The sequence below is a fragment of the Blautia sp. MCC283 genome (genome assembly GCF_018785565.1).
Classification (GTDB): Bacteria; Bacillota; Clostridia; order Lachnospirales; family Lachnospiraceae; genus Blautia_A.
Genome location: NZ_WQQB01000017.1, coordinates 126,343 through 150,254 on the forward strand (window position 1 = coordinate 126,343; position 23,912 = coordinate 150,254).

Annotated in this window: 15 protein-coding genes and 2 pseudogenes; 11 read left to right on the plus strand and 6 right to left on the minus strand. The window is 46.3% G+C overall.

From position 1 onward, the window contains the following. The first annotated feature begins 32 nt into the window (after positions 1 to 32). From GPK81_RS06605 to GPK81_RS06655, 11 genes and pseudogenes are all read left to right on the plus strand, one after another. On the plus strand, positions 33 to 1,265 hold the full coding sequence (locus tag GPK81_RS06605; protein WP_002304383.1) for an ATP-binding protein: 1,233 nt from the start codon (positions 33 to 35) through the stop codon (positions 1,263 to 1,265). Between the two features lie 177 nt (positions 1,266 to 1,442). After that, a complete protein-coding gene (locus GPK81_RS06610; RefSeq protein ID WP_002578949.1) occupies positions 1,443 to 3,518 on the plus strand; it encodes a DNA topoisomerase 3 in 2,076 nt (691 codons plus the stop codon). Beyond that, complete coding sequence (locus GPK81_RS06615; RefSeq protein ID WP_002304387.1) at positions 3,515 to 4,360, plus strand: LPD16 domain-containing protein; 846 nt, start codon at positions 3,515 to 3,517, stop codon at positions 4,358 to 4,360. Before GPK81_RS06610 ends, GPK81_RS06615 begins: the two co-directional genes overlap by 4 nt. 13 nt (positions 4,361 to 4,373) lie before the next feature. Continuing rightward, a complete protein-coding gene (locus tag GPK81_RS06620) occupies positions 4,374 to 4,970 on the plus strand; it encodes a YodL domain-containing protein (protein WP_002304389.1) in 597 nt (198 codons plus the stop codon). Beyond that, entirely contained in the window at positions 4,967 to 5,173 is a 207-nt protein-coding gene (locus GPK81_RS06625; protein WP_002578948.1) for a transposon-transfer assisting family protein, read from the plus strand. Before GPK81_RS06620 ends, GPK81_RS06625 begins: the two co-directional genes overlap by 4 nt. Positions 5,174 to 7,630: 2,457 nt before the next feature. After that, positions 7,631 to 11,590: pseudogene (locus GPK81_RS17975) on the plus strand (LPD11 domain-containing protein); the annotation flags it as partial. Positions 11,591 to 12,350: 760 nt separating this feature from the next. Further along, positions 12,351 to 14,246, plus strand: a complete 1,896-nt coding sequence (gene ltrA / locus GPK81_RS06635) for a group II intron reverse transcriptase/maturase (protein WP_215706740.1) — start codon at positions 12,351 to 12,353, stop codon at positions 14,244 to 14,246. Positions 14,247 to 14,425: 179 nt separating this feature from the next. Beyond that, a pseudogene (locus GPK81_RS06640) lies at positions 14,426 to 16,360 on the plus strand (helicase-related protein); the annotation flags it as partial. Then, positions 16,360 to 16,692 carry a plasmid mobilization protein gene (locus GPK81_RS06645; RefSeq protein ID WP_002578947.1) on the plus strand — a complete coding sequence of 111 codons (333 nt, stop codon included), beginning with the start codon at positions 16,360 to 16,362 and terminating at the stop codon, positions 16,690 to 16,692. The pseudogene GPK81_RS06640 and the gene GPK81_RS06645, both read left to right, overlap by 1 nt. A gap of 116 nt (positions 16,693 to 16,808) precedes the next feature. After that, complete coding sequence (locus tag GPK81_RS06650) at positions 16,809 to 17,093, plus strand: hypothetical protein (protein ID WP_002578946.1); 285 nt, start codon at positions 16,809 to 16,811, stop codon at positions 17,091 to 17,093. Between the two features lie 62 nt (positions 17,094 to 17,155). Beyond that, positions 17,156 to 18,568, plus strand: a complete 1,413-nt coding sequence (locus tag GPK81_RS06655) for a relaxase/mobilization nuclease domain-containing protein (RefSeq protein ID WP_002578945.1) — start codon at positions 17,156 to 17,158, stop codon at positions 18,566 to 18,568. A 278-nt stretch (positions 18,569 to 18,846) separates the two neighbouring features. On the opposite strand, the gene GPK81_RS06660 is transcribed toward GPK81_RS06655, so the two are convergent. The 6 genes from GPK81_RS06660 to GPK81_RS06685 all read right to left on the minus strand — a co-directional run bounded on the left by GPK81_RS06660 (position 18,847) and on the right by GPK81_RS06685 (position 23,878). After that, entirely contained in the window at positions 18,847 to 19,716 is an 870-nt protein-coding gene (locus GPK81_RS06660; RefSeq protein WP_002588966.1) for a zinc metalloprotease HtpX, read from the minus strand. 49 nt (positions 19,717 to 19,765) lie between these two features. Next, a complete protein-coding gene (locus GPK81_RS06665; protein WP_002304397.1) occupies positions 19,766 to 20,029 on the minus strand; it encodes a DUF1292 domain-containing protein in 264 nt (87 codons plus the stop codon). A 16-nt stretch (positions 20,030 to 20,045) separates the two neighbouring features. After that, a complete protein-coding gene (locus GPK81_RS06670) occupies positions 20,046 to 20,300 on the minus strand; it encodes a hypothetical protein (RefSeq protein ID WP_002588965.1) in 255 nt (84 codons plus the stop codon). Positions 20,301 to 20,309: 9 nt separating this feature from the next. Beyond that, positions 20,310 to 21,350, minus strand: coding sequence for a hypothetical protein (locus GPK81_RS06675; protein ID WP_002304399.1), 1,041 nt, complete (start codon positions 21,348 to 21,350; stop codon positions 20,310 to 20,312). 19 nt (positions 21,351 to 21,369) lie between these two features. Further along, the gene (locus tag GPK81_RS06680) at positions 21,370 to 22,239 is read right to left on the minus strand and encodes a hypothetical protein (RefSeq protein WP_002578944.1); all 870 of its coding nucleotides are present in this window, start codon (positions 22,237 to 22,239) and stop codon (positions 21,370 to 21,372) included. Between the two features lie 1,093 nt (positions 22,240 to 23,332). Next, on the minus strand, positions 23,333 to 23,878 hold the full coding sequence (locus GPK81_RS06685) for an AAA family ATPase (RefSeq protein ID WP_215706741.1): 546 nt from the start codon (positions 23,876 to 23,878) through the stop codon (positions 23,333 to 23,335). Positions 23,879 to 23,912: the final 34 nt, after the last annotated feature.

Sequence of the window (23,912 nt, forward strand, 5' to 3'; positions counted from 1 at the left end):
GTATAATAAGTACAGCGAAGCGGTTTCGAGAAATGAAAAAACTTCAATTTTTGAAAGCGGGTGACTATATGAAAACAATCACGAGAGCAAAATATCTCGATAGAATCATTGAACTGAATGGTACTCCTGACATCAAGATCATCACGGGCATTCGTCGATCTGGTAAGTCCAAATTGATGCAGGCGTATATTGCGTATCTGAAAAGCAATTTTGAAAACATCAATATTATCTTCATCGACTTCATGGATTTGGCGTATGAAGAAATCAAGGAATACCATGCCTTACACGCCTATGTGGAAGAACATTATCAGGAAGGAAAAACGAACTACCTGTTTGTAGACGAGGTTCAGATGTGTCCCAAGTTTGAGTTGGCAATCAATAGCCTGTACTCTAAGGGAAAATACGACATCTATGTAACAGGCTCTAATGCTTTCCTGTTGAGTGCAGATCTGGCAACTCTGTTTACCGGACGCTATATTGAAATTCATGTGTTTCCTTTCAGCTTCCAGGAATATTGCCAGTATTATGATGATATTAGTGACAAAGATAAGCTCTTTGATGAGTACGCTATCAAGGGCGGTTTAGCAGGTTCCTATGCTTATAGAACCGAAAAAGACAGAACAAACTATATCAAAGAGGTCTACGAAACGATTGTTACAAGGGATTTGGTACAGAAATATACTCTCCCGGACACTTTGGTTTTACAACGTCTGAGCGAGTTCCTTATGGATAATATCAGCAACCTGACTTCTCCGAATAAGGTCAGTCAGCTACTGACAGCAAATGAGACTCCAACCAATCATGTAACCGTCGGCAAGTACATTAAGTATTTGTGCAATGCTTTTGTATTTTATGATATTAAGAGATATGACATCCGAGGTAAGAAATACCTTGAAAGCTCTGAAAAGTTCTATTTGTGTGACAGCGGTATTCGATATGCAATACTGGGAAGCAGAAATATAGACTATGGCAGAGTATATGAAAACGTTGTTTGTATCGAGCTTCTTCGCCGTGGATATGATGTCTATGTCGGCAAGCTCTATCAAAAGGAAATCGACTTTGTTGCTCAGAGAGGTAGCGAAAAGATTTATATTCAGGTCAGCGACAACATTTCCGGGCAGGAAACATTTGAGAGAGAATGCTCTCCTCTGCTTCAGATTCGAGACGCTTATCCGAAAATGATTATTGCCAGAACCAAACATCCCCAATATAGCTATGAAGGAATCGAAATTCACGATATAGCCGATTGGTTGCTACAAGAATAAGCAAGGTGAAATATCTCCGTCATTCTCTTTTGAAATGATGGAGATATTTTTATTATGACGGAGATTGTAGAACAGAAAATTGTATCAGGTTGCAAAAATCCTTTCCGAACTTTTTACATAGCAGTCATGCACTACGGTGTGTGGCTGCTTATTTTTTTGTGAAAGGAGCAGATGCAAATGAAATTAGTTTTGGCTGAAAAGCCTTCGGTTGCACAGAGTATTGCCAAAGTGTTAGGTGCTGCCAAGCGTGAGGATGGCTACTTAGAGGGAAACGGATATGTGGTCAGCTGGTGTGTAGGGCATTTGGTGGAGCTGGCACAGCCGGAAGTCTATGATGCGAAGTACAGCAAATGGGCTTATGCAGACCTTCCTATCTTCCCGATGGACTGGCAGTATGAGGTTTCTGCCGGTACGAAAAAACAGTTTGGGATTCTGAAAAAGCTCATGGCCAGAGAAGATGTTGCGAGTCTTGTGTGTGCAACAGATGCCGGTCGTGAGGGCGAGCTGATCTTTCGGTTGGTGTACCACAAAGCCGGGTGCAGAAAGCCGTTTGAGCGGCTTTGGATTTCCTCGATGGAAGATGTAGCAATCAAGGAGGGCTTTGAAAATCTCAGGTCTGGAACGGAATATGATGCTTTGTATGAAGCAGCACTGTGTCGAGAACGAGCCGACTGGATTGTTGGTATTAACGCTACTCGACTTTTTTCGACCCTTTACGGGCAGACCCTGAATGTTGGTCGTGTTATGACCCCTACCCTTGCTATGGCTGTTATGCGAGAAGCTGCCATTTCCGCATTCAAGCCTGAACTGTTCTACACAGTTCAGATTGGATTGGATGGTTTTACGGCTGCAAGCGAACGCTTCAAAACCAAGGCAGCAGCCGAAGCTGTCAAACAAAGCTGTTCGGTGGCAATCGTTCAGAAAGCTGAATGTAAGGAGAAAACAGAAAAGCCGCCTGCGCTCTATGACCTGACCAGTTTACAGAGAGAAGCCAACCGTGTGCTTGGCTACACGGCACAGCAGACCTTGGACTACACGCAGAACCTCTATGAAAAGAAACTGGTCACTTATCCCCGTACCGACAGCAGGTTTCTGACGGAAGATATGGCACATAGCCTGACCGACCTCGTAAAGCTGGCTTTCCACACATTCCCCGTGGAGGATGTGGATAACATACCAGTTCATGCAGAGCAGGTTGTGAATAACAAAAAGGTCACAGATCACCATGCCATCATTCCGACCAGAGAATTGCAGAAATGCAATCTGAGCGAACTTCCCAAGGGTGAACTTGCAATTTTGCAACTGATCTCGAATCGGTTGTGCGTAGCTGTTGGCGATCCGCACCGATACGCAGAGACAGTTATTGAGCTGGACTGTGGCGGTACCGTGTTTTCCACCAAAGGCAAAACTGTTGTGCAGGATGGATGGAAAGCTCTGGTTCAGAAAAATGATTCGACAAAATCCGACGAAAACGTGCAGACACTCCCTTCTGTTTCCGTTGGTGACGAAATGACCGTCAGCGGCACGGAAATCAAGGAAGGGAAAACATCTCCCCCTAAACACTTTACCGAGGATACTCTGCTTTCTGCTATGGAAACTGCCGGTGCGGACGAAATGCCTGATGAGGTGGAGCGCAAAGGTTTGGGAACGCCTGCGACCCGTGCCGGTATCATTGAGAAGCTGGTTCGCATCGGTTTTCTGGAGCGTAAGGGTGATAAGAAAACCAAACACCTGATTCCGACCCACAAGGGTACGGCTCTGGTAACAGTCATGCCGGAACAGATTCAGTCCCCATCCATGACGGCGGATTGGGAAGAAAAATTGTTGCTCATTGAGAAAGGCGAATATGCCAGCGAGGACTTTATGGACGAGATCAAAGATGTGATTGCCGGTCTGATTCAGAACTATGAAGTAATCCGTGATTCCGAGGTTATGATGTCGAAAGAAGCCAATTCTATCGGCAAATGCCCGCTCTGCGGCAGTGCTGTAGAGGACAAAGCCAAGGCATTTTTCTGTTCCAACAGAGCTTGCAAATTTGCCCTCTGGAAAAACAATCGCTACTTTGCGAGCATCGGCAAGAGCATGACTTCTGCCACGGCGCAGAAATTGCTTGGTTCCGGCAAGGTAAAGCTCAAGAATTGCAAGTCCGAAAGAACGGGCAACACCTTTGATGCCACCGTCTTTATGGAGGTATCAGATGATGGCAAAACGAAGTTCAGTATGGAATTTGAAAATGGAGGAAAGCGCAAATGACAAATGAGTACAACCCGGATGGTAAGGAAATCCGATTTATCGACAGCCATTATAAGGATTTGTTTCATATCCCCGATGGCAGCTGTGTGCAGATTCACTACCCGGATGAAATGGTTGTGAAGCCCTGCACCTTCATTGACGAGTATCATACGCAGATCGGATACAATGTGTTTCATATCTGCCAGTTTGCAGAAATTATGGAGCGCAACGGCGCAAGCTATATGCCGGAGCCTGAGATTATGGGCGATGAAGCCGCATGGAAGGTCGGAAAGGATAGAATCCTTGCGGTGCAGACCTGCGAAGATGGTTACGACTACACCCTGTTGGATGAAAACTACAACGAGATTGATGGCGGTCAGGTTGATAACCCTGAACTGTCCATGCTCGAAGTCCGCCGGGATATTCTGGAATCCTTCGGGCTGGAGCGCCGGGAACTGCGGGCAATGTTCTATGAGGATGTCATGGAGCAGGCTTTTGAAGTCGGCAGACAGGCGGTGGTGGTCAATGACCCTATCGCTGAGCTTGCTTTTAAGCTCGACCGTTTTGCAGAGAACTTCGACCCCTATGAATATATGGATCAGGTCGATGATGTGCAGGCGCATATCCAAGAAATCAAGGCAGATCTTGCCGCTGGTAATACGGCTCCGTATCGTGAGTTCCTGAATACAGCCATTGAAGAAGCCCGTGAGGAAACTGCGGTTGAGGTTGCCAAAGTGCTGAAAAGTCAGCTGGATAAGCTCGACTCTCCGAAGCGTGAGTCGGTCATGGAAAAACTGGCACAGGCCGCAGAAAAAGCTGCGCCTGCCAGTCCCTCTCCCAAACGCAAAGAGCCTGAACGATAAGGAGGACACGGATATGAAAAACGAAAAATGGGATGATGTTCACGGAAATACCACCCCGGATGACAGAATGGTTGCTTTTCTGGAAAGCCCCACGGATTCCTATGCGATTCTTCAGCTGCGGGAAGATGTAGACGATAATATCCCGCTCATGTTTGCAAATTACAGCTACCTTCAGAAGAAAGAAATGGAGCCTGAGATTGACCGTTACGAGGTGGTCTATCATGGCTCCATTTCTATGTCCGAGGATGTGAATCGGCAGCTGGAAGATTTGTATGTAAAGTTCAATATTGACCACCCGGATGATTTCCGTGGTCACAGTATGTCGGTCAGCGACATCGTAGCCTTAAAGGTAGTCGGTGAGGTATCCTTTCACTATGTAGATTCTGTTGGGTTTCAGAAGCTGGAAAACTTTATGAAGTCCGAAAACTACCTGAAAAACGCAGAGATGGCAATGGAAGATGATTATGGGATGATTGACGGTATCATCAATAACGGAAAAGCGTCCGGATTAGAGGAACGTCCTTCGGTGTTGGAGCAGTTAAAGGAAAAGCCCGTGCCGGATGTTTCCCATAAGCCGCCCAAGAGCCACCCGGAAAGGGAGATTGAATGATGGATTTCACACAGGATGAGCGGAACATGATGATGCTTTACAGCCCTGGCACAAGGTCAGGGCTGTGTGAAGCACTGACACTGATGAAGGAACAGCTTTCGGAGGACGAGTCAGAGCTTTTTGCTTTGGCAGACTCGGTTCTCCGTAAAGTTTCAGCCATGGACGATGCCGCCTTTGAGAAGCTGAACCTTTATCCGGATTGATAGGATTGGAGGGATACAATGAACGCAAAAGAGCGATTTTATTCCGGATTAGCAAAAGAAACGATTGGGAAAATCACCTCGAACACAGATAACTGGACTTCGTTTTTGAGAACGATGTCCCGCAACTATGAGTTCACCTATCCGGAACAGGTGATGATTTATGCTCAGCGCCCCAATGCGACCTTTTGCAAGCCCTATGAGGACTGGAACGCTGAAAATTACCGCAGATATGTAAAGCGTGGCTCTACCGGCATTGCTCTGTTTGTGATGAACAGGGATAAACCGTATCTGCGCTATGTGTTTGATGTGGCGGATACCGGCGTTCGCCGTTCTTCCCCGGAACTGAAACCGTGGGAGGTGACGCCTGAAAACCGCTCCTATGTCATGGAAGCGATGGAGCGTACCTTCGGTGTTGCCGCTGACGGGGTACTGGAAGCACAGCTTGAAGATATTGCATCCGCACTGGCGGCTGAGTATTGGGACGATTACAAAAAGCAGTTCCTCGACATCGTTGCCAACAGCTTCCTTGAGGAGTATGATGAACTCAACATCGAAGTAGCTTTCAAAAATGCGGTGGCAAACAGCGTATCCTATACGATGTATTGCCGGTTCGTGGAAAGTCCCGACAACTACTTCGAGCATGAGGATTTCCAGAAGGTGTTTGATTTTAACACCAGACAGACGGTAAATGCCCTTGGTACTGCGGTGAATGCCATCAGCACAAGGATGTTTCAGGAAATCGAAAAAGCGATTGGAGAACATGAGCAGATTAAAGCTACCGAAAGGAGTACAGATTATGAGCGAGATGACTTACAGACAGGCCGGAGATTATCAGATTCCGAACCTTCAGTTGGAGAACGAGGGAGAGAAACCTCTGGGCAAGTACGGCAGGATGCGTCGAGCATTTTTGGAACAGAACAATCCGATGCTCCTGAACGACATGATTCTGACGGAGAGCCTGTTCCCGCACCTGTGGGAGATCGAGGAAACAGCGAAAGCCAGAGTGGAGTTTCTGATGGAGCAGTACCTGAAGGACAGCCCCGCACCGGACAAGGAAACGCAGCAGATGGCGTGGGTGCAGCACATGAACAGCCTGAAAGCACAGGCGGAGGAAGTCGTGATGACGGAGCTTATCAACAGCTGAGTCTGAACCTTTTCCTCTCCGAAAATGAACAAATCAGTTTTATCGACCGAGCAGAGAGCTTTACGCCCTCTGCTTTTTCTTTTGCCCAGGAAGAAATCGACCACTTCCTTCTGCTTGGTAGCAATACCGATGAAGCCCGAAAAGTCGTAGCGCTGGAATATATGAAGCAGAAGCCGTTGGAAGAAATCGTTCAGACCTTAAAGCAGGTCTATCACGGCGGCTATGGTCTGAAAGAAGATAGCGGGAATATCTGTGCGTGGTATGCCGAGGACGGTATCCACCTTGCCAAAGGTTCCTCTGCCATTGACAGCCCCAGAGCGCAGATCGTTTCTTGGGAAACGGTTGCCGAGCGCATTGGAGAACTGCTTGAAAATGGTCGGTTCGCAACTAATGTGGAACTGGTAGAAGCATCCGGATATGAGCGTCAGAAGTTGGCAGAATCCCTGTGGCATCTTTATCACGATTTGAGTGAAGAAGCCCGTTCCAGCAACTATCTGGCAATTCTTCATCAGGAACCGTTTCGTGGTTTCCCTGACGAAACCGCAGACTTGGCTGAAAAGTTGGATGACCCTCGTTTCCACGCAACCTTGGTACAGCAGTATTCGGAATTTAGAAAAACCCTTGCGGAAAATCCCGATCTGCTTCGTTTTCACTATCACAAGCTGAATCTCATTCAGAAACAGCTGTATGAGTTGAATATGCCTTTGCGTGAGTATCAGACCGATATGATGCAGATGCCCCTTGTCCGCCAGTTCATTACGGATGATGAAGTCAATGCAGACTTGACCCGTGGAAGCGGCTTTTCCGGTGGTAAAGCCCGTATTTATAACTACTGGCAGGAGAATCATTCTGCCAAGGAAAAGATGGACTTCCTGAAGCATGAATACGGAACCGGTGGTCATTCCCATGCCTGCTCTGGTGCAACGCACAGCGGTCAGGATCACGATGCCAAGGGTGTTGCTTACACCAAGAGCGGTTGCGATAAATTGCAGATGTCCTGGGCGCAGGTGGTGCAGAGAATCGACGGTCTGATACGAAAGGGACGCTACCTCAGCCCGGAGGAAGAAGCGGAACGACAGGCTATCGAAGAAGCTAAAACTGATCCGTTGGAAGATGTTTATGACCGTTTCGCAGTGATTGATACCGAGGATGGCGAGTATGCGATCTGGGATAATCAGACCGATGACTACTATGTAGACCCGGAAGGCGTTACGGAATACTTCACGGACGAATGGCTTGCCAATGACTATTTGGAGGAAGTTCGTCAGTCCGTAGCTGCGATGGAGTCGGTTCAGCCAGAAGCGCCTGTGGCAGAGCCTGCCGAAGTTGTGGAAGCATCTGCTTCCGAGGAACCGAAATGGAATTATCAGGTCGGTGACACGGTATATCTGGACGATACAGCTTTCCGTGTGGAGCAGATCACGGACAGAGAAGTTCAGCTGCGTGACCCTACGCTTGCTTATCCCATCTTCCGTGCCGAGAATCGTGAGAATTTCGAGCGTATGCTCTCTCAGGACGAAAGAAACCATGCGGTAAGGGTTGATGCCCAAACCGAAGAAAAGCCCGTTACAGAGGATTTTCTGGGCAAAACCGAACCGAGGGACTACACCCCTGAGTATCAGCTGTTAGACCGTCTGCGTATGGACTGCGAATACTTCCTTGGTGCAGGACAGCACAGCGAAAAGCATCTGTGGGCAGGCAACCGCCATGCACAGATTGCCAAGATGCGTGAGCTGTATGAAATGATTCCCGACAAACCAGAATGGCTGACACCTGAGATGATTAACAGCTACGAGGAGCGCATGGCTCCCCGCTATCTGGTTGCCGCCTACCATCACTTTGAAAACGGCTTCGATGATAAACTGGACTACTACACTCTGGAAGAAGCGGAAAAAGCTGCCCAGGGCTATGTGGACGGAACCATGGAGGATGACGGATTCAAGTACGATGGTGCTGCCGTTTACGATCAGCAGGAGCATAAGTGCATCCGTATCTATGGGGACTACCCTGACGAAAAGGCACACGCACAGGTCAGAGCCAGTGCGGAACCCGAACAGCAGGAACCGGAACACTTCATCGATCATTTTTATGTTGCCGAGGACATTCAGAAGCGGGGTGCGCTGGACATCAAGGAATACAGTTCCTTTGATGATGCCCTGCGAGCCTACTATGCACTTCCTGACACGCAGAGAAAAGCCCTGGGTGCAATGAATACCAGAGATCTGCCGGGTAGTCTGGACTTCGTACAGTGCGTAGATGGAAAGGACACCATCATTCAGGATTATGCCCAGGTGGACGGATGGCAGAATGCCGAAGTCATGGACATTATCGCTCAGCTTGAGCAGTCCATCACCACCAGAGAAATCCCACCTGTTCCTGCGGTGAACTTCCACATCACGGATGACAACATCGGTGAAGGTGGACCGAAGCAGAAATTCGCAAGAAACATCGCAGCCATTGAAACTCTGTTCAAACTGGAAAGCGAGAACAGGAACGCCACTACCGAAGAACAGGAGATTTTGTCGAATTATGTCGGTTGGGGCGGTCTGGCAGATGCCTTTGACCCGGACAAGGGAAATTGGGCGAAGGAGTATCAGACACTGAAAAACCTGCTTTCCGAAGATGAATATGCTGCGGCAAGAGCTTCCACCCTGAACGCACATTACACCAGCCCTACGGTCATTCGCTCCATCTACGATGCGGTCGGACAGATGGGCTTTGAAACAGGAAATATTCTGGAGCCTGCTATGGGTATCGGCAACTTCTTTGGTATGCTCCCTCCTGAAATGCAGAGCAGCCGTTTGTATGGTGTGGAACTGGATTCCATCACCGGCAGAATTGCTCAGAAGCTCTATCCCAACGCAGAAATCAAAGTAGCCGGTTTTGAAACGACAGACCGCCGAGACTTTTACGATCTGGCTGTGGGTAATGTCCCTTTCGGCAACTACAAAGTGTCCGACAAGCCGTATGACAAGCTGGGATTCTCCATTCACAACTATTTCTTTGCCAAGGCTTTGGATCAGGTTCGTCCCGGTGGTGTGGTCGCTTTTGTGACAAGCCGTTACACCATGGATTCCAAGAACTCTGACGCAAGGCGATATATGGCGCAGAGGGCGGAACTGCTTGGTGCAATCCGTCTGCCAAACGATGCCTTTAAGAAAAACGCAGGCACGGAAGTCGTGTCCGACATCCTGTTCCTGCAAAAGCGTGACCATCCGATTGACATTGTACCGGAATGGGTAAACCTTGACCGCACCGAAGAAGGACACACCATGAACAGCTACTTTGTCGCTCATCCTGAAATGGTTCTGGGCGATACGGTGGAAGAAAGTACCGCCTACGGCATGGACATTACAGTGCGTCCCATTGAGGGCATGGAACTGTCCGAACTTCTGAAAGAAGCAGTTTCCCACATCCAAGGAACCTATCAGGCTGTGGAGCTTCCCGAAGCTGACAAGGGTAAGGAAATCGAAACCATTCCTGCAACCCCGGATGTAAAGAATTTCTCTTATACCGTGGTGGATGGCAATGTGTACTTCCGTGAAAACTCCCTGATGCGCCGTGTAGACCTGAATGAGAAAGCAAAAGACCGTGTGATGGGCATGGTGGAACTTCGTGGTATCGTCAACGAGCTGATCGAATATCAGCTTGAGGATTACCCGGATGAAATGATTACTCAGAAACAGGCAGAACTGAATGATGCCTACGATGCGTTTGCCGCAAAGAACGGGCTTATCAATAATCGAGCCAATGGTCAGGCATTTGCTGACGATTCCTCCTACTATCTCCTGTGTTCTCTGGAAAATGTGGATGAGGACGGCAATCTGAAAAGCAAGGCGGATATGTTCACCAAGCGAACCATCAAGCCGGAACGCAGAGTGACGAGCGTGGATACGCCGTCCGAAGCTCTGGCAATCTCTATCGGTGAGCGTGGCAAGGTGGATTTGCCGTTTATGGCACAGCTGCTTGGAACACCTGGAGAATACGATGCGATTCAGGCAGAGCTTCGAGGGGTGATCTTCAAAGACCCGATGGCTCCCGATGCTGTGGAAGTTGGATGGCAGACTGCCGATGATTACCTTTCCGGTGATGTAAGAAGCAAGCTGCGTGTCGCACAGATGGCGGCAGACAGGGATTCTTCCTTCCACATCAATGTGGAAGCCTTGCAGAAAGCACAGCCGAAGGACTTGGATGCGTCCGAGATTGATGTGCGTTTGGGTGCAACATGGATTGATGCCGATTATATTCAGCAGTTCATGGAGGAAACCTTTGAAACGCCGTATTACTTGCGCCGTTCCATTGAGGTCAAGTTCTCCGAGCTGACCGCAGAGTGGCGCATCAACGGTAAGAGTTCTCCCAACTACAACGATGTGGCGGCGTATGTCACCTACGGTACAGAGCGAGCCAACGCATATCGGATTCTGGAGGAAACGCTGAATCTGAAGGATATTCGTATCTATGATACGATTGAAGATGCAGATGGTAAGCAGAAGCGTGTCCTCAATAAAAAAGAAACTACCCTGGCACAGCAGAAACAGCAGGCAATCAAGGATGCGTTCCGAGATTGGATTTGGAGAGATCCGCACAGACGAGAAACCCTTTCCACCAAGTACAACGAACTTTTTAACTCCACCAGACCTCGTGAGTATGATGGCTCTCATATCCGTTTCGGCGGCATGAACCCGGATATTACCCTCCGTGAACACCAGAGAAATGCTATCGCTCATGTGCTATATGGTGGAAATACGCTGCTTGCACACGAAGTTGGTGCGGGCAAGACCTTCGAGATGGCTGCATCGGCTATGGAGAGTAAACGGCTTGGATTGAGCCAGAAATCCCTGTTCGTTGTGCCGAATCACTTGACCTTACAGTGGGCAAACGAGTTCCTGCACCTCTATCCGAGTGCCAAGCTCCTTGTTGCCACCAAGAAGGATTTTGAAACAGCAAACCGTAAGAAGTTCTGCGCTCGTATCGCAACGGGTGACTATGATGCAGTCATCATCGGTCACAGCCAGTTTGAAAAAATCCCGCTTTCTGCCGAACGACAGGAACGGCAGCTGCGGGAGCAGATTGATGAGATCGAGGGTGCGATTGCGGAGCTGAAATGGCAGCGTGGCGAAAACTTCACGATCAAGCAGATGGAGAAAACACGAAAATCATTGGAAGCCAGACTGGACAAGCTCCTTGCCGCTGACAAGAAAGATGATGTCATTACCTTTGAGCAGTTGGGTGTAGACCGGCTGTTTGTGGACGAAAGCCATGCGTTCAAGAATTGTGCGAAACGTTGTGCATAAGTCGTAGCAGACAGCTATGACGAAAAGCACCATGCGATAGCACTTGATATATCAAGAAAATATCGTAGAGAACTCAAATCTCAAATTCAGAGGCGAAATTCCTCTGCCGTACAGAATCAATGCCGGAAAGGAGAAATCCCTCAGCGGTCTGTCAAACCGCAGGCAGTACGAGAGCTAATACTCCACTGTGCGTTGTCTATCTGTAAATAGACAGGGTACAAAGCGTGGTGAAGTCGTAACCTGAAAACCTAAACCGAAAGGCATGGATAATAATGGTGCGGGCTTCCGAAACCTATGGCTATCCAGTAGTGAAAGCTATGCAGCATCGTAAGAGTGCTTGGCATCCGAAAGGATGAAGATTGGAGAAAGCAGATACGGCTGGTTTTTCCGTATATGCCCCATGAAATGAAATATTCATGCGGAACCACACAACAACTGTGATTCAAAGTGTGGTTAGGTTCTCCCGGTGTAAGGTAGCGGCCTAAGGGTTTCAACGGTCTATTGACCACAAGGATAGAGATTTGGGAACGTTTGAGAGCCTGTATTTGGAGTGTTACAGCACAATGAAGAATACAGGAAGTCAGCCGTGCCATAGTAGTCTGCAATTGGGTAATGCCAATTACACGGGGCTGAAATGCCCCACGGCGAAGGGCACGAGTCAGATTGATTTGTAAATTTCACGAAAGAAAATCCAATAACTCCCTGAAAGACGGGTGGCGAACTGCGAGGTGAAAACCTTGTGCATTTAAGCGTCAGATTTTCAACAGAAAAAGAATTGAAACAGTTTCAAGACCTGCTCTATGAAAAATCGGGGCAAGGCGTTTCATTCACGGGACTGTTGGAAGCAATGGTCAGCGAAGTGACTATTGTAACCGCTGTTCATAACATCAAGTCCAACAAGGGCAGCAAAACTGCCGGTGTGGACAGGATGAAAATGGACAAGTATCTGCAAATGCCAAAAGAAGAACTATTTCAGTTGATTCAATCAAATATCTCCAATTACAAGCCGAAGCCAGCCAAACGGAAGTATATCGAAAAGGCAAACGGCAAAAAGCGACCTCTGGGTATTCCCACTGTATTGGATAGGATTATACAGGAATGTATGCGACTGATTCTGGAACCGATATGCGAAGCGAGATTCTATCCGCACAGCTATGGTTTCCGTCCTTACCGGGCGCAGAAGCACGCTATCCGGGATATTGTCAATGTCATCAATGCAAGTGTGAAATCCAAAGACCAGCCGGTATGGGCAGTCGAGGGAGATATAAAGGGCTGTTTTGACAACATCAATCATAGATTGTTGCTGAAAAAGCTATGGCGAATCGGAATCCACGATAAGAGGGTTCTGAAAATCATCAGCCAAATGCTAAAAGCCGGATATATCGATCAGGACTTATACCATGCAACAGAAATGGGAACACCACAGGGCGGTATATTATCTCCGTTGCTGTCCAATGTGTATCTCAATGACTTTGACTGGTATGTGGGGCGCTGCTATATGGAGCCGCACCGTCAATGCAAGCACAAATGCAACGATACCCGAAGGCTGAAATGGTCTGGAATCACCCCGAAATACAATTTTCGCTATGCGGATGATTGGGTGATCCTGACCTCTACGGAACAGGAAGCGTTCCGTATGAAGCATGAACTGACAAAGTATTTTAAGCATCGCATGAAGTTGGAACTGTCACAGGAAAAGACCTATGTAACCGATTTGAGAAAGAATGGTATTCATTTCCTCGGTTACATAGTCAAGGCAGAACGAAAGAGGAAAACACCAGACCCAGCCACATGGTCAGATAATCTGGTAGGAAAGCCATTCCCTGATATGGAACGATTGACGAAGAAAATCCATACCTTGCAAAAAGAAGTTAGGAAAATTGGATTATACACGCAATCCAACACGCAGGCGGCTCAAATCCAGTATGTGAACTCCGTGATTATGGGACTGGCACAGTATTTGCAATCCTCTATCTGTTCTCATGCCTACCATGCCATTGACCGTAGAGTGAATAATACGGCGTTGGCAGTATGGAAAAACCTGTTTCCCAAGCAGTACAACCAAATGCAGGTGCCGTTAAAGGAATTAAGTAATCTGCCACATCGGCACGAAGGTTATGACAGTAAAACCTTCGCAATTCAAATTGATGGGAAATGGTTCGGAATAACCTATGCGTTTATTACACACAGTCGTTATGAAAGCAAACCATTTGACCAGAAAATGACCCCTTATACGGAGGATGGACGCAGGCGGTATGTAAATTATCGTACCAAGCATAAACCGTTGCCCTGTGACCGCCCCTCCATCAATACACCCGAAGATATAGCCTTATCCATCTACGCTAGCGGCAAGGGATGGAAAGCCAATTTCGAGTATTTTATGAATCGGGAATATGCCTACAACCGAGATAAGGGAAAATGCAAATGCTGTGGTAGATATTTCTCTGAACTGATTCCGAAACATTGTCATCATGTAAATCCACGACTTCCGATTGAAAGAATCAACAAAGTTCCAAATTTAGCATGGCTATGTATACCGTGTCACCGCATGGTACACAACAGTCCTATACCGCCAGAGTTGGATGCCAAGGCGGTACGCAAAATCAAGAAATATCGTGAAAAACTCAAAAAGTGAAATTTACAAGTGCGCTGTATTCGTGAGGGTACAGATGCAATGAAATCAGTAGAAAGTAAGTCAATCTGATGGTAGGCCGGGTGCGCTGAAAGGTGCACGCCCGGCGTGAGACGGGGGAAAATCCGGAGGAAACGAATGTGCGGCTTCGCCGCACATCACGTTCAAAGGATTACCTATCGTCATTGTTCCTCTACACAAAAATGCGAAATGTGGCAGGTCTGTCCACCTCCGAAGCCCAGAAATCTTCGGATATGTTTATGAAGTGCCGCTATATGGATGAGCTGACCGGCGGGCGTGGTGTGATCTTTGCAACCGGTACTCCAGTAAGTAACTCGATGACCGAGCTTTATACGGTCATGCGCTATCTCCAGTACAGTACGCTCCAGCAAAAGAACCTGACCCATTTTGATTCCTGGGCATCGACCTTCGGAGAAACAACAACTGCGATTGAGCTTGCACCGGAGGGAACCGGCTATCGTGCCAGAACCCGATTTGCGAAGTTCTTCAACCTGCCTGAACTGATGAATATGTTCAAGGAGGTTGCCGACATCAAGACCTCTGACCAGTTGCATCTCCCTGTTCCCGAAGCAAAGTTTGAAACGGTTGTGGTTCAGCCCTCTGAGTACCAGAAGGATATGGTGGCTTCCCTTTCAGAGAGAGCAGCAGATGTTCATGCCGGTATTGTAGACCCGTCCGTCGATAATATGCTCAAGATTACCAGCGACGGACGAAAATTGGGACTGGATCAGCGGCTAATGAACACCCTGTTACCCGATGACCCTGACAGCAAGCTCAATGCCTGCGTGGGAAATATCCTGCGTATCTGGCAGGACGGTCAGGCTGACAAATTGACCCAGTTGGTGTTCTGCGACCTTAGCACACCGAAAAATGATGGAACCTTCAATGTCTATGATGATGTCAAAACCAAGCTGATTGCAAACGGTGTGCCTGCGGAAGAAGTTGCCTTTATCCATGATGCAGATACCGAGGCAAAGAAAAAAGACCTCTTTGCCAAGGTTCGTACCGGGCAGGTGCGAGTGCTTCTTGGCAGTACGCAAAAGATGGGTGCAGGAACCAACGTCCAGGACAAATTGGTGGCAGTTCACCACTTGGATGTGGGTTGGCGTCCGTCTGATATGACCCAGAGAAACGGTCGTATCATCCGTCAGGGCAACCGGAACAAAGAGGTTCAGGTGTATCAGTATGTGACCGAGGGAACCTTCGATGCCTACCTGTATCAGACCTTGGAAAACAAGCAGAAGTTTATTTCTCAGATTATGACCTCCAAATCACCGGTTCGCTCCTGTGACGATGTGGATGAGCAGGCGCTGTCCTATGCGGAGATCAAGGCGCTGTGTGCCGGCAATCCGCTTATCAAGGAAAAGATGGACTTGGACATTGATGTGGCAAGGCTGAAGGTGCTGAAAGCTGACCACCAGAGCCAGCAGTACCGTATGGAAGATAAGCTTCTGAAATACTTCCCGGCTGAGATTGAAAAGCAGACAGGCTATATTCATGGCTTTGAAGCTGATATTAAAACCGTGGAAGCACACCCGCAGATTGCCGATGGCTTTTGCGGCATGGAAATCATGGGCAAAGCCTACACCGAAAAGGCAGATGCCGGTGAAATCCTCCTTGCGGCTTGTAAGGACACGAAAAGTGCCGATCCGGTTCCTCTTGGCAGTTACCGTGGCTTTCAGATGGAGCTTTCGTTTGACAGTTTCCGGAACGAGTTCGATGTGACCCTGAAGGGCGCTGTGAGCCACAGAGTAGCCCTTGGAACGGACGCACGAGGAAATATCACCCGACTGGACAATGCCCTTGCAGGCATCCTTGAGCGCTTAGAACGAGCCAATGAGCAGTTGAATAATCTCTACAATCAGCAGGAAGCAGCCAAGGCGGAGGTTGGAAAACCGTTCCCGCAGGAAGCAGAGCTGACAGCCAAAAGTCAGCGACTGGCAGAACTGGATGCAGCCCTGAATATGGAGGACTCTGTGGAAAATCGTGACGAAAGAAGCGAGTCAGAGCGTCCTTCTGTGTTGGCTGATCTGAAATCCAAAGCGGAGCATATCCCGCCTGCAAAATACTCTGAAACCCGTGAGGAGGTGTTGTAATGGCAAAGCGAGATCAGGATGTTCATTTCCTTGCATCCAAGGAGGAGGTCGAGCGAATCCATGAGAAGATGGACGAGCTTGGCATCCGCAGCATGGGAGCCTATCTGCGGAAAATGGCTCTGGATGGTTACTGTATCAGACTGGATTTGCAGGATGTGAAAGCCCTGGTTTCGCTCCTGCGAATCTGCTCCAACAACCTGAACCAGTACGCAAAGCGAGCGAACGAAACAGGCAGCATCTATCGTGCTGACATTGAGGATTTGCAAAAACGGCTGGAGGAGATCTGGACGGACATGAGAGAAGTTCTTGTTCGCCTGTCCTCAATCCAGTAATCCGACAACTTGTTGGGAAGTCGCAGTTTCGGCTGCGGCTTTTACATAAGGGTTGACATCATTGCGTTATGGCAGATACCCTTGTACAATATAATTAAAAGAAAGGGGTTGAGCCTATGAAGCTGGTATTGAAGATATTGGCACTGCCGGTGCTGTTCGTTGTAAAAGTGATTTGCATTCTTGGAAATCTGCTTACAAATGTTGTGTCCTATGTAATTGGTTTATTGCTCTTGGTCATTGGCGGATCTGCGATTTACTGCATTGTAAAGGCTTTGTGGCAGTCCCTGCTTATTCTTGTGGTTCTTGGAATTGCGACAATAGCAGCGGTGTTCTTGCTCGTCTGGGCTGTTATGAAAGTCGAGAATATTGGAGAAAGTCTGGGAGCATTTATCAGGTCATAAGATAATATCAGAGAAAAGTCACCGACCGGTGGCTTTTTCTTTTTGGGAAGGAAGTGATGGGAATGGCAGCGACAAGATTGATTGCACTCCATGTGAATAAGGGAAAGACGGTCGCTCAATGTTTGGCAGACAGAACCGACTACTCACAAAATGCCGCAAAAACCAATGATGGCGAATTTATCAGTTCCTATGAGTGTGATCCAAAGACAGCAGATGAGGAATTTCTGCTTTCCAAACGGCAGTATCAGCATATTACCGGCAGACAGCAGAAGAACAATATCATCGCATACCAGATACGCCAGTCCTTTAAGCCGGGAGAAATCACCCCGGAAGAAGCGAACCAAGTCGGCTATGAAACAGCGATGCGATGGACAAAGGGAAAACACGCTTTCATCGTTGCGACCCACATCGACAAATCCCACATTCACAATCATATCATTTATAATTCGACCTCGCTGGATGCCACACGGAAATTCAAAAACTTCTTTCTTTCCGGTCTGGCGGTGCAAAGACTCAGTGATATGGTTTGCCTGGAACACGGGCTGTCCATTATTACACCGAAGCCGTATCGGGAGCGCCAGAAAAGAACTGTTTATCCCAAGAAGCGTACCCAGCGTGACGAATTATGTGATGCGATTGATGCGGTGCTGAAGCAGAAACCAAAGAGCTTTGATGGCTTTGTTCAGGCTCTGGCTGACATGGGATTTGAGTTCAAGGATGGAAAGCAGCCTGCGTTCAAGGGCGAGAATCAGAAGCGTTTCATTCGGCTGCGTTCCCTGGGCGAAGGATATAGCAAAGAGGAAATTCAAGCGGTTATCTCCGGCAAGAACCTGCACAAATCAAAAGGCGGCTCTGCCAAGGCTCCTGCCCCGAAGCAGTTCCAGATGCTGATTGATATTCAGGCAAAGATGGCCGAGGGCAAGACGGTCGGTTATGAAAAGTGGGCGAAGAAGTTCAACCGAAAAGAAGCTGCCCGAACGGTAATCCTACTGAAAGAAAAAGGCTTGGGCAACTACGACGATCTGACTGCTCATATTGAAAATCTGTCTGCCCGGTTCGATGCGCTTTCTGATTCTATCAAGGTCGCAGAGAAACGTATGGTTGAGGTTCAGGCGTTGCAGCAGCACATCAAAAATTATCGCAACACAAGGCAAATTTATATCGAGTACCGCAAGTCTGGATATAGCAAAAAATTCTTTGAAGAACACCGTCAGGAAATCACAATTCATAAAGCGGCGAAGCAAGCCTTTGATGAATTGCAGATTACAAAGCTCCCGTCCATGCAATCATTGTATGAGGAGTTTCATCAGCTGGCAGTCCAGAAAAAGCAGGACTACGCTGAGTACCGTCAGATCAGAAAAGAGAAAGAAGAACTGCTGATTGCCAAACGGACGGTTGAAACGATTTTGAATATCGACAGGCAGAAAGAGCAGGAAAAAGAGAAAGAGAAAGAGGAAAAGAAGAACTTCCGTTAAAGCAAAAAGCCACGGTCTGCACTCCCCAAAGGGTGCGGATCGTGGCTGCTTTTTTGCTTTTCGATTTCGGTGCTTTCAACCATGGGCAAATTTTTATTCTACTGTTCTTTGAGAAACGATTGAAAATCGTGTAGCCATCATCGGCAGATGATGTTCAAAGGGGATTGGGGATGCTTCCCCAACAAGCAAATTTGCGAAGATTGCACCGAAGGGAAAATCGAGAAAATGAGTGAACCTGTACAGGTTTACACTGCTTGCCAATTTGTGAGATTATGAATTTAGTATCGAGAATAGGGTACACCTAAATTTTGCAATGCTGCAACCCTATCATCGTTGCATGGATGAGTTGAGTATATTGCACTGAGAAAACCATCATGCGGAACATCTGAGATATGTTGGTCTAATACCGTCGCTAATTCAAGACCAAAACCAATTTTATAAGCAAATTCATCAGCCAGATACTCATTTTGTCTCATAGACCACATCAGAAAAAGCATACAGAACTTTACCCATAACCAAGAAAGTGCTGTTGATATTCCTGCGAAAACTGCGGTAATTATACCCATTACACCACTACGAGAGCATATTGCGAACAGCCCCATGATTGCAGAAAAAATCCAGTAGGATATTTTGATTAACAGGAGACACCCGGATATAAATATATTGCCCCCGCCAATCAATAATTGGATAACAGTATGTCCGTATGAGAGATGTCCGATCTCATGGGCGAGAATTCCAAGTATCATATCATCGGAGAGTAAAAGCAATCCGTCAGTTATGCATAGTGTTTGCCTACCTAGAGCAAATGCATTTGGAGCAGGATCATGGATAATCTTCACTTTCACTTTTTTAGGACAGTATGATGTGTTCTCTTTTGCTTTATCTAAAACATATTGAACCAGCGGGACAACTCGAAGTTTTATATCTACTCTTTTTATATCGCTTGCTCCTGCGAAGGCAGCCAGGCACATTTCGCCTAATGGGGATAAGCTGATAGCTACTGTGAAAAAGTAAATACAAATCAGTTCAACAATGCTTCCTGACGAACCGAACACAGCAACAATCAGCAGAATATTAAGAGTAAAGAACAGAAGAGTTCCTAAGTTTGAGAAGCGAACAATTCTGCCTACACGATGCCAAATATCCATAATGCACCCCCCTTTTATCGTGTTGTTGGTTTGAGCTTGCATTGTTTAATTACTCAAATGTAAAGAAATCTTTGTTTCGCTCTTTGAACAGAGCAAAGACAGTCTCTAACACAAATTCGTTTTCAACACCAACATATTCTTCTGTTTCATCGTCAATTTCTTTCAGCTGCAAAATAACAACTTGCCCATCCGAATCTCCAATAGGAAGCAGGACAACATATTCGTTCTGGCGATACGGTATTAAGTCAAGAAATTCAAATTCAACTTCGTTCCCATTCTCATCATTCAAAGTTATAATGTTGTCTTCATCCATGTCGTCGTTCCTTTTCTTAATATAAATAATTATCGTTGATAATGATGCCTAATAGTTCAAAGAGATTATCCTTTTTGGAAAGAATGCATTTTTTCATGGCTTGTTTAATTTGTTCCGTTGAAATGCTATCAGGCAACATTTCCCTTGGGACACCATGACCGAATTGCCGAAAATACTGTTCTTCGATTTCATAATACTCATTATCAATTTTCGGTTCAGGTGTATTAAGGAAGCTATTCATAAAATCTGCAACGCTCTTGTTTTTGTCCATTGTATGCACCTACCTTTCTCTGCTCAAGACCCTAACATGATTATCTGGTCTAATAGAATCAATCATTGAAGAAAAAATACCAAACGCTGTAGGAAAGAAATTTGCTAATAGCTCTAATTTGCCTTGGTCTCCCATAGACGCTTCAAAAAAGTGGGCAAAGGCTTCTGCTTGTAGATTGCCCGGTCTCGTCCAATAGTTCCTTGAGTGACCATAATTTCCGTGCAATTGACCATTTGTTGTCGCATCAATTAAGTCCGAGAAGGAGTGAGCTGAATCCTGCCTAATACGGGTCAGAAAAGCAGTTTGCTTTTCCACTGGAAGATTGTTATATAAGCTCAGGATTCTTTGTCCGTCCTCAACCAGTGCCTCAGCAAATTCTGGAGTATTGGATAGATTGCTCCGATAGTTGCACGAAGCATGGTCGATCATGTGAGCAAGCTCGTGGAAATAAGTTGTTCCTGCACCTCTTGGATTTGTCATATCAGAAGCTGCATTGTAGTAGACTCCTCGTGAATGCCCTATATAATTTCCCGGTGAGTAATGTGCTGTCTGATCCGGTGGATATTCAGAATCTTGTATCATCAGTTTACCAGCGAAATGGTCAAACACTTCTCTGACATTCTGCTCTGCATTTTCATGGCGTTGTGATATAACAGCGATATATCCGTCTGGTGTGCTACCTTGGGTTAGCACGCCAAGGCAATACTGATAAGACGAATTACCAACATTAGGTGTTTGCAGACCCTGGAGGAAAGAATTTCGTGCAGAAGGAGTGTCCAAATTAACATTATCATATTCTTGTACACTTTTGGCAAGTGAAGCAACGTATTTTTCGGCCTGAAGCATAATCTGTAAAATATCATTCAGGGCTTTGTTGCAATCTTTTACGATAGTTCCCAGCTCATCGTACTTCTTGTCATTCCATCCAATTCCCAATTGCTGATATTTCATCTTCACAGAACTTCTTGTAGTTTCGATAGAAGAAATGGAGGTCCGCATATTTTTCAGTATTGTCAGTAATTGAGTTGCATCAGCATTTACGTTGCTCAAACACTCACCTCCTCATTTGTTAATCATTTCGAGTGTAGCTACCTGTTACTAAAACCGGGATATATGTATCAAGCGATTGAGCTGCAAGTGTTCGATGTCGCCCATCACTCTGAAATACATAATAAGAACCTACCTGCGCAACCTGGACAGGATTATTGTAATAGCTACGAATGGTATCATCTAACACTGGGTTTTGTGAAAGCTCATCCAAAGACATTCCTGACTCAGTATTTTGACGAACATCTTGGATGTGCGAAGCTCGCCTTAGAATGTTTTCTCTCGACCATCCCTCTCGACCATTCCGTGTCCAAAATCCTTCCGGGTTCCCAAGTTCTCGGTCACTGAGATAAACTCCTTCAATATCCCTTGCTCTAACGTATACGAGTTCTGGATTTTCATTTCGAGAAAAGGTATAGTTCCCGTTCTCCCAATAATCTCGATATTCTTCATAGTGATTTCCACGGGAAAAATATCGTTCAGCTGATAGTCTGTCTTGAACAAATGCAAGATTAGAACCAAAGGTATTTGACTCAAAGGTGGTTGTATCTGCACTTGATGGTGTAACAGCAAAACTACTGGTCTGAGGTGTGCTTGCAGATATTCCATTTGTAGATCCTAGTTGAACACTTTCGTATTCACTAAGGCTCTTGGCGAGTAAAGCCACATATTTTTCTGCTTGAAGCATAATTACCAATATGTCATTGAGAGCCTTGTTGCAGTCTCTTACAACCACGCCCAACTCGTTGTATTTTTTATCTTGCCATCCAGCACCTAACTGTTCATATTTCATCTTTACAGATTTTTTGGTAGTTTCGATGGAGGAAATGGAATCCTGCATTTTTTTCAGCATTGCGAATAGCTGAACGGAGTCAGCATTTACCATACTCATTTCATCACCTCCTGGCAGCGGATTTTGTGAAGTGCAAAGCGGCGATGTGTCAGGAAAGTCTGACACATCACTGCTTCGGCAAGATTTAATTTAGAGAGGAAAGAAATTGTTCCAACTCAGCAGCGGTCGGTGCAATGTACGGTTTCATCTGGTAAGTATCCTTAACACCGTCTGTGAAGTATACGCTCCTTTCTTTTTTCGTTTTGTTGGTTCATTTTCGCCAGTGTGTTCGTGTCGTTTGCTGTGACGAGAACGCAACATAGACACAAAGAAAACACAAGGGCGAGCTTGCTCGTTTATATACCCTTGTGTTTTCGACTGGATATGTTAAGGTAACAAACAGTAAATGACACGTTACAGACTGCAAAATGTACCAACTGAAAAAAGAAAGAATACCGTTGTGTGCTTTATTTCTCGATCAGCTTTTCAAACATGAGGAAAGGTTTTTATAAAAAAAGAGTAGTTACCGTTTTTTGGTAACTACTCTTTTCCTTTTTTAAGGTTTAAAGTCCTGGAAGTTTAGGTGTTTTGGGTATTGGTGGTGTAGGTAGCTGCAAGCTTTCCAATTTTTGTTGAATTGCTTTAAATTCAGGGGTTTCTTGGTGTTGATTTTGAACCATTTTTTGCTCTATTCTCTCCAAAGTCGGTTGAATTTCTTTCCCTGATACTTTACGATTTAATTCTCTTTCTAAGGTCTCTTTCGGACTAATGGAAGGCGTTTCTAAACTTGAATAGAAGTTTCACTCCTTCTCTATTATAAAGCCTTATATCGCTAAATAAGCCCGTTTTATGAAGGGTTTCTAAGCTGAAATGAACGGGTTTACACCCGGCCTTGACCTCCGCCCGCTGTCCCGCTGAATGGGTGGACAAGGCGGCCAATCCCTCAAAGTGCTTGGACGCTCTCTTTCTGATTTTGGAGCGTTTCTTTTCTAAAAATTGAAATGGGCGGGAAGCCATTTTAGGGCTTTCCCGCCTTGATTACTTTTTAGCAAAGACGGGCGTGACTGTCAACGGCGGCGCATGAAATGCGCCGTTCATCTTGACCGTTGACTGGCTCGGCTGGCTTTGCTATCTTCCTGACAAATGGGAATGTCTAAGATAGTAAAGACGTCCCACATGCAACTCTTTCTTTTATTGCGGAAACCGTATCTTTAATTGTGAATGTAGTTGTGTCTATGACATTTGATTCATATATCCCCAAACCGGAAAATTGCTCCCACATTGTTTCCACTAATTCAATATTTGTTTTTCTATCTAATTTTGAGCGTTCCACAGCTCGCTTCATAGTTTTTTTTTTACTCGCTCTTAATACAATATAGTGTACCTCGTAATCTTCTTGGGCAAGAGCTTTCCATGGCTCCAAAAACCATGGCCCGACAATCCCATCTACAATTACATCATATCCGCCACGAGCATATCGCTTTGCAGCTTCTAAAAAGGCTTCAATGACAACCAGATTTTGCTTGTTGGATTCTGGCAAATGTGGTGGTATTGCGCCTTTGCTTAAGTAATGAAAAAAGTCATCGGTGTGCATATGCACTGATTTATCCATATCTGATTCCTTTGCGACAATTGACGCAGTTGTTGTTTTTCCTGTCCCCGGTGAGCCTGTAATCACAATAATTCTTCCTTGATTCATCTGTATTTTCCCTCACAATTTGAATTTATCACTT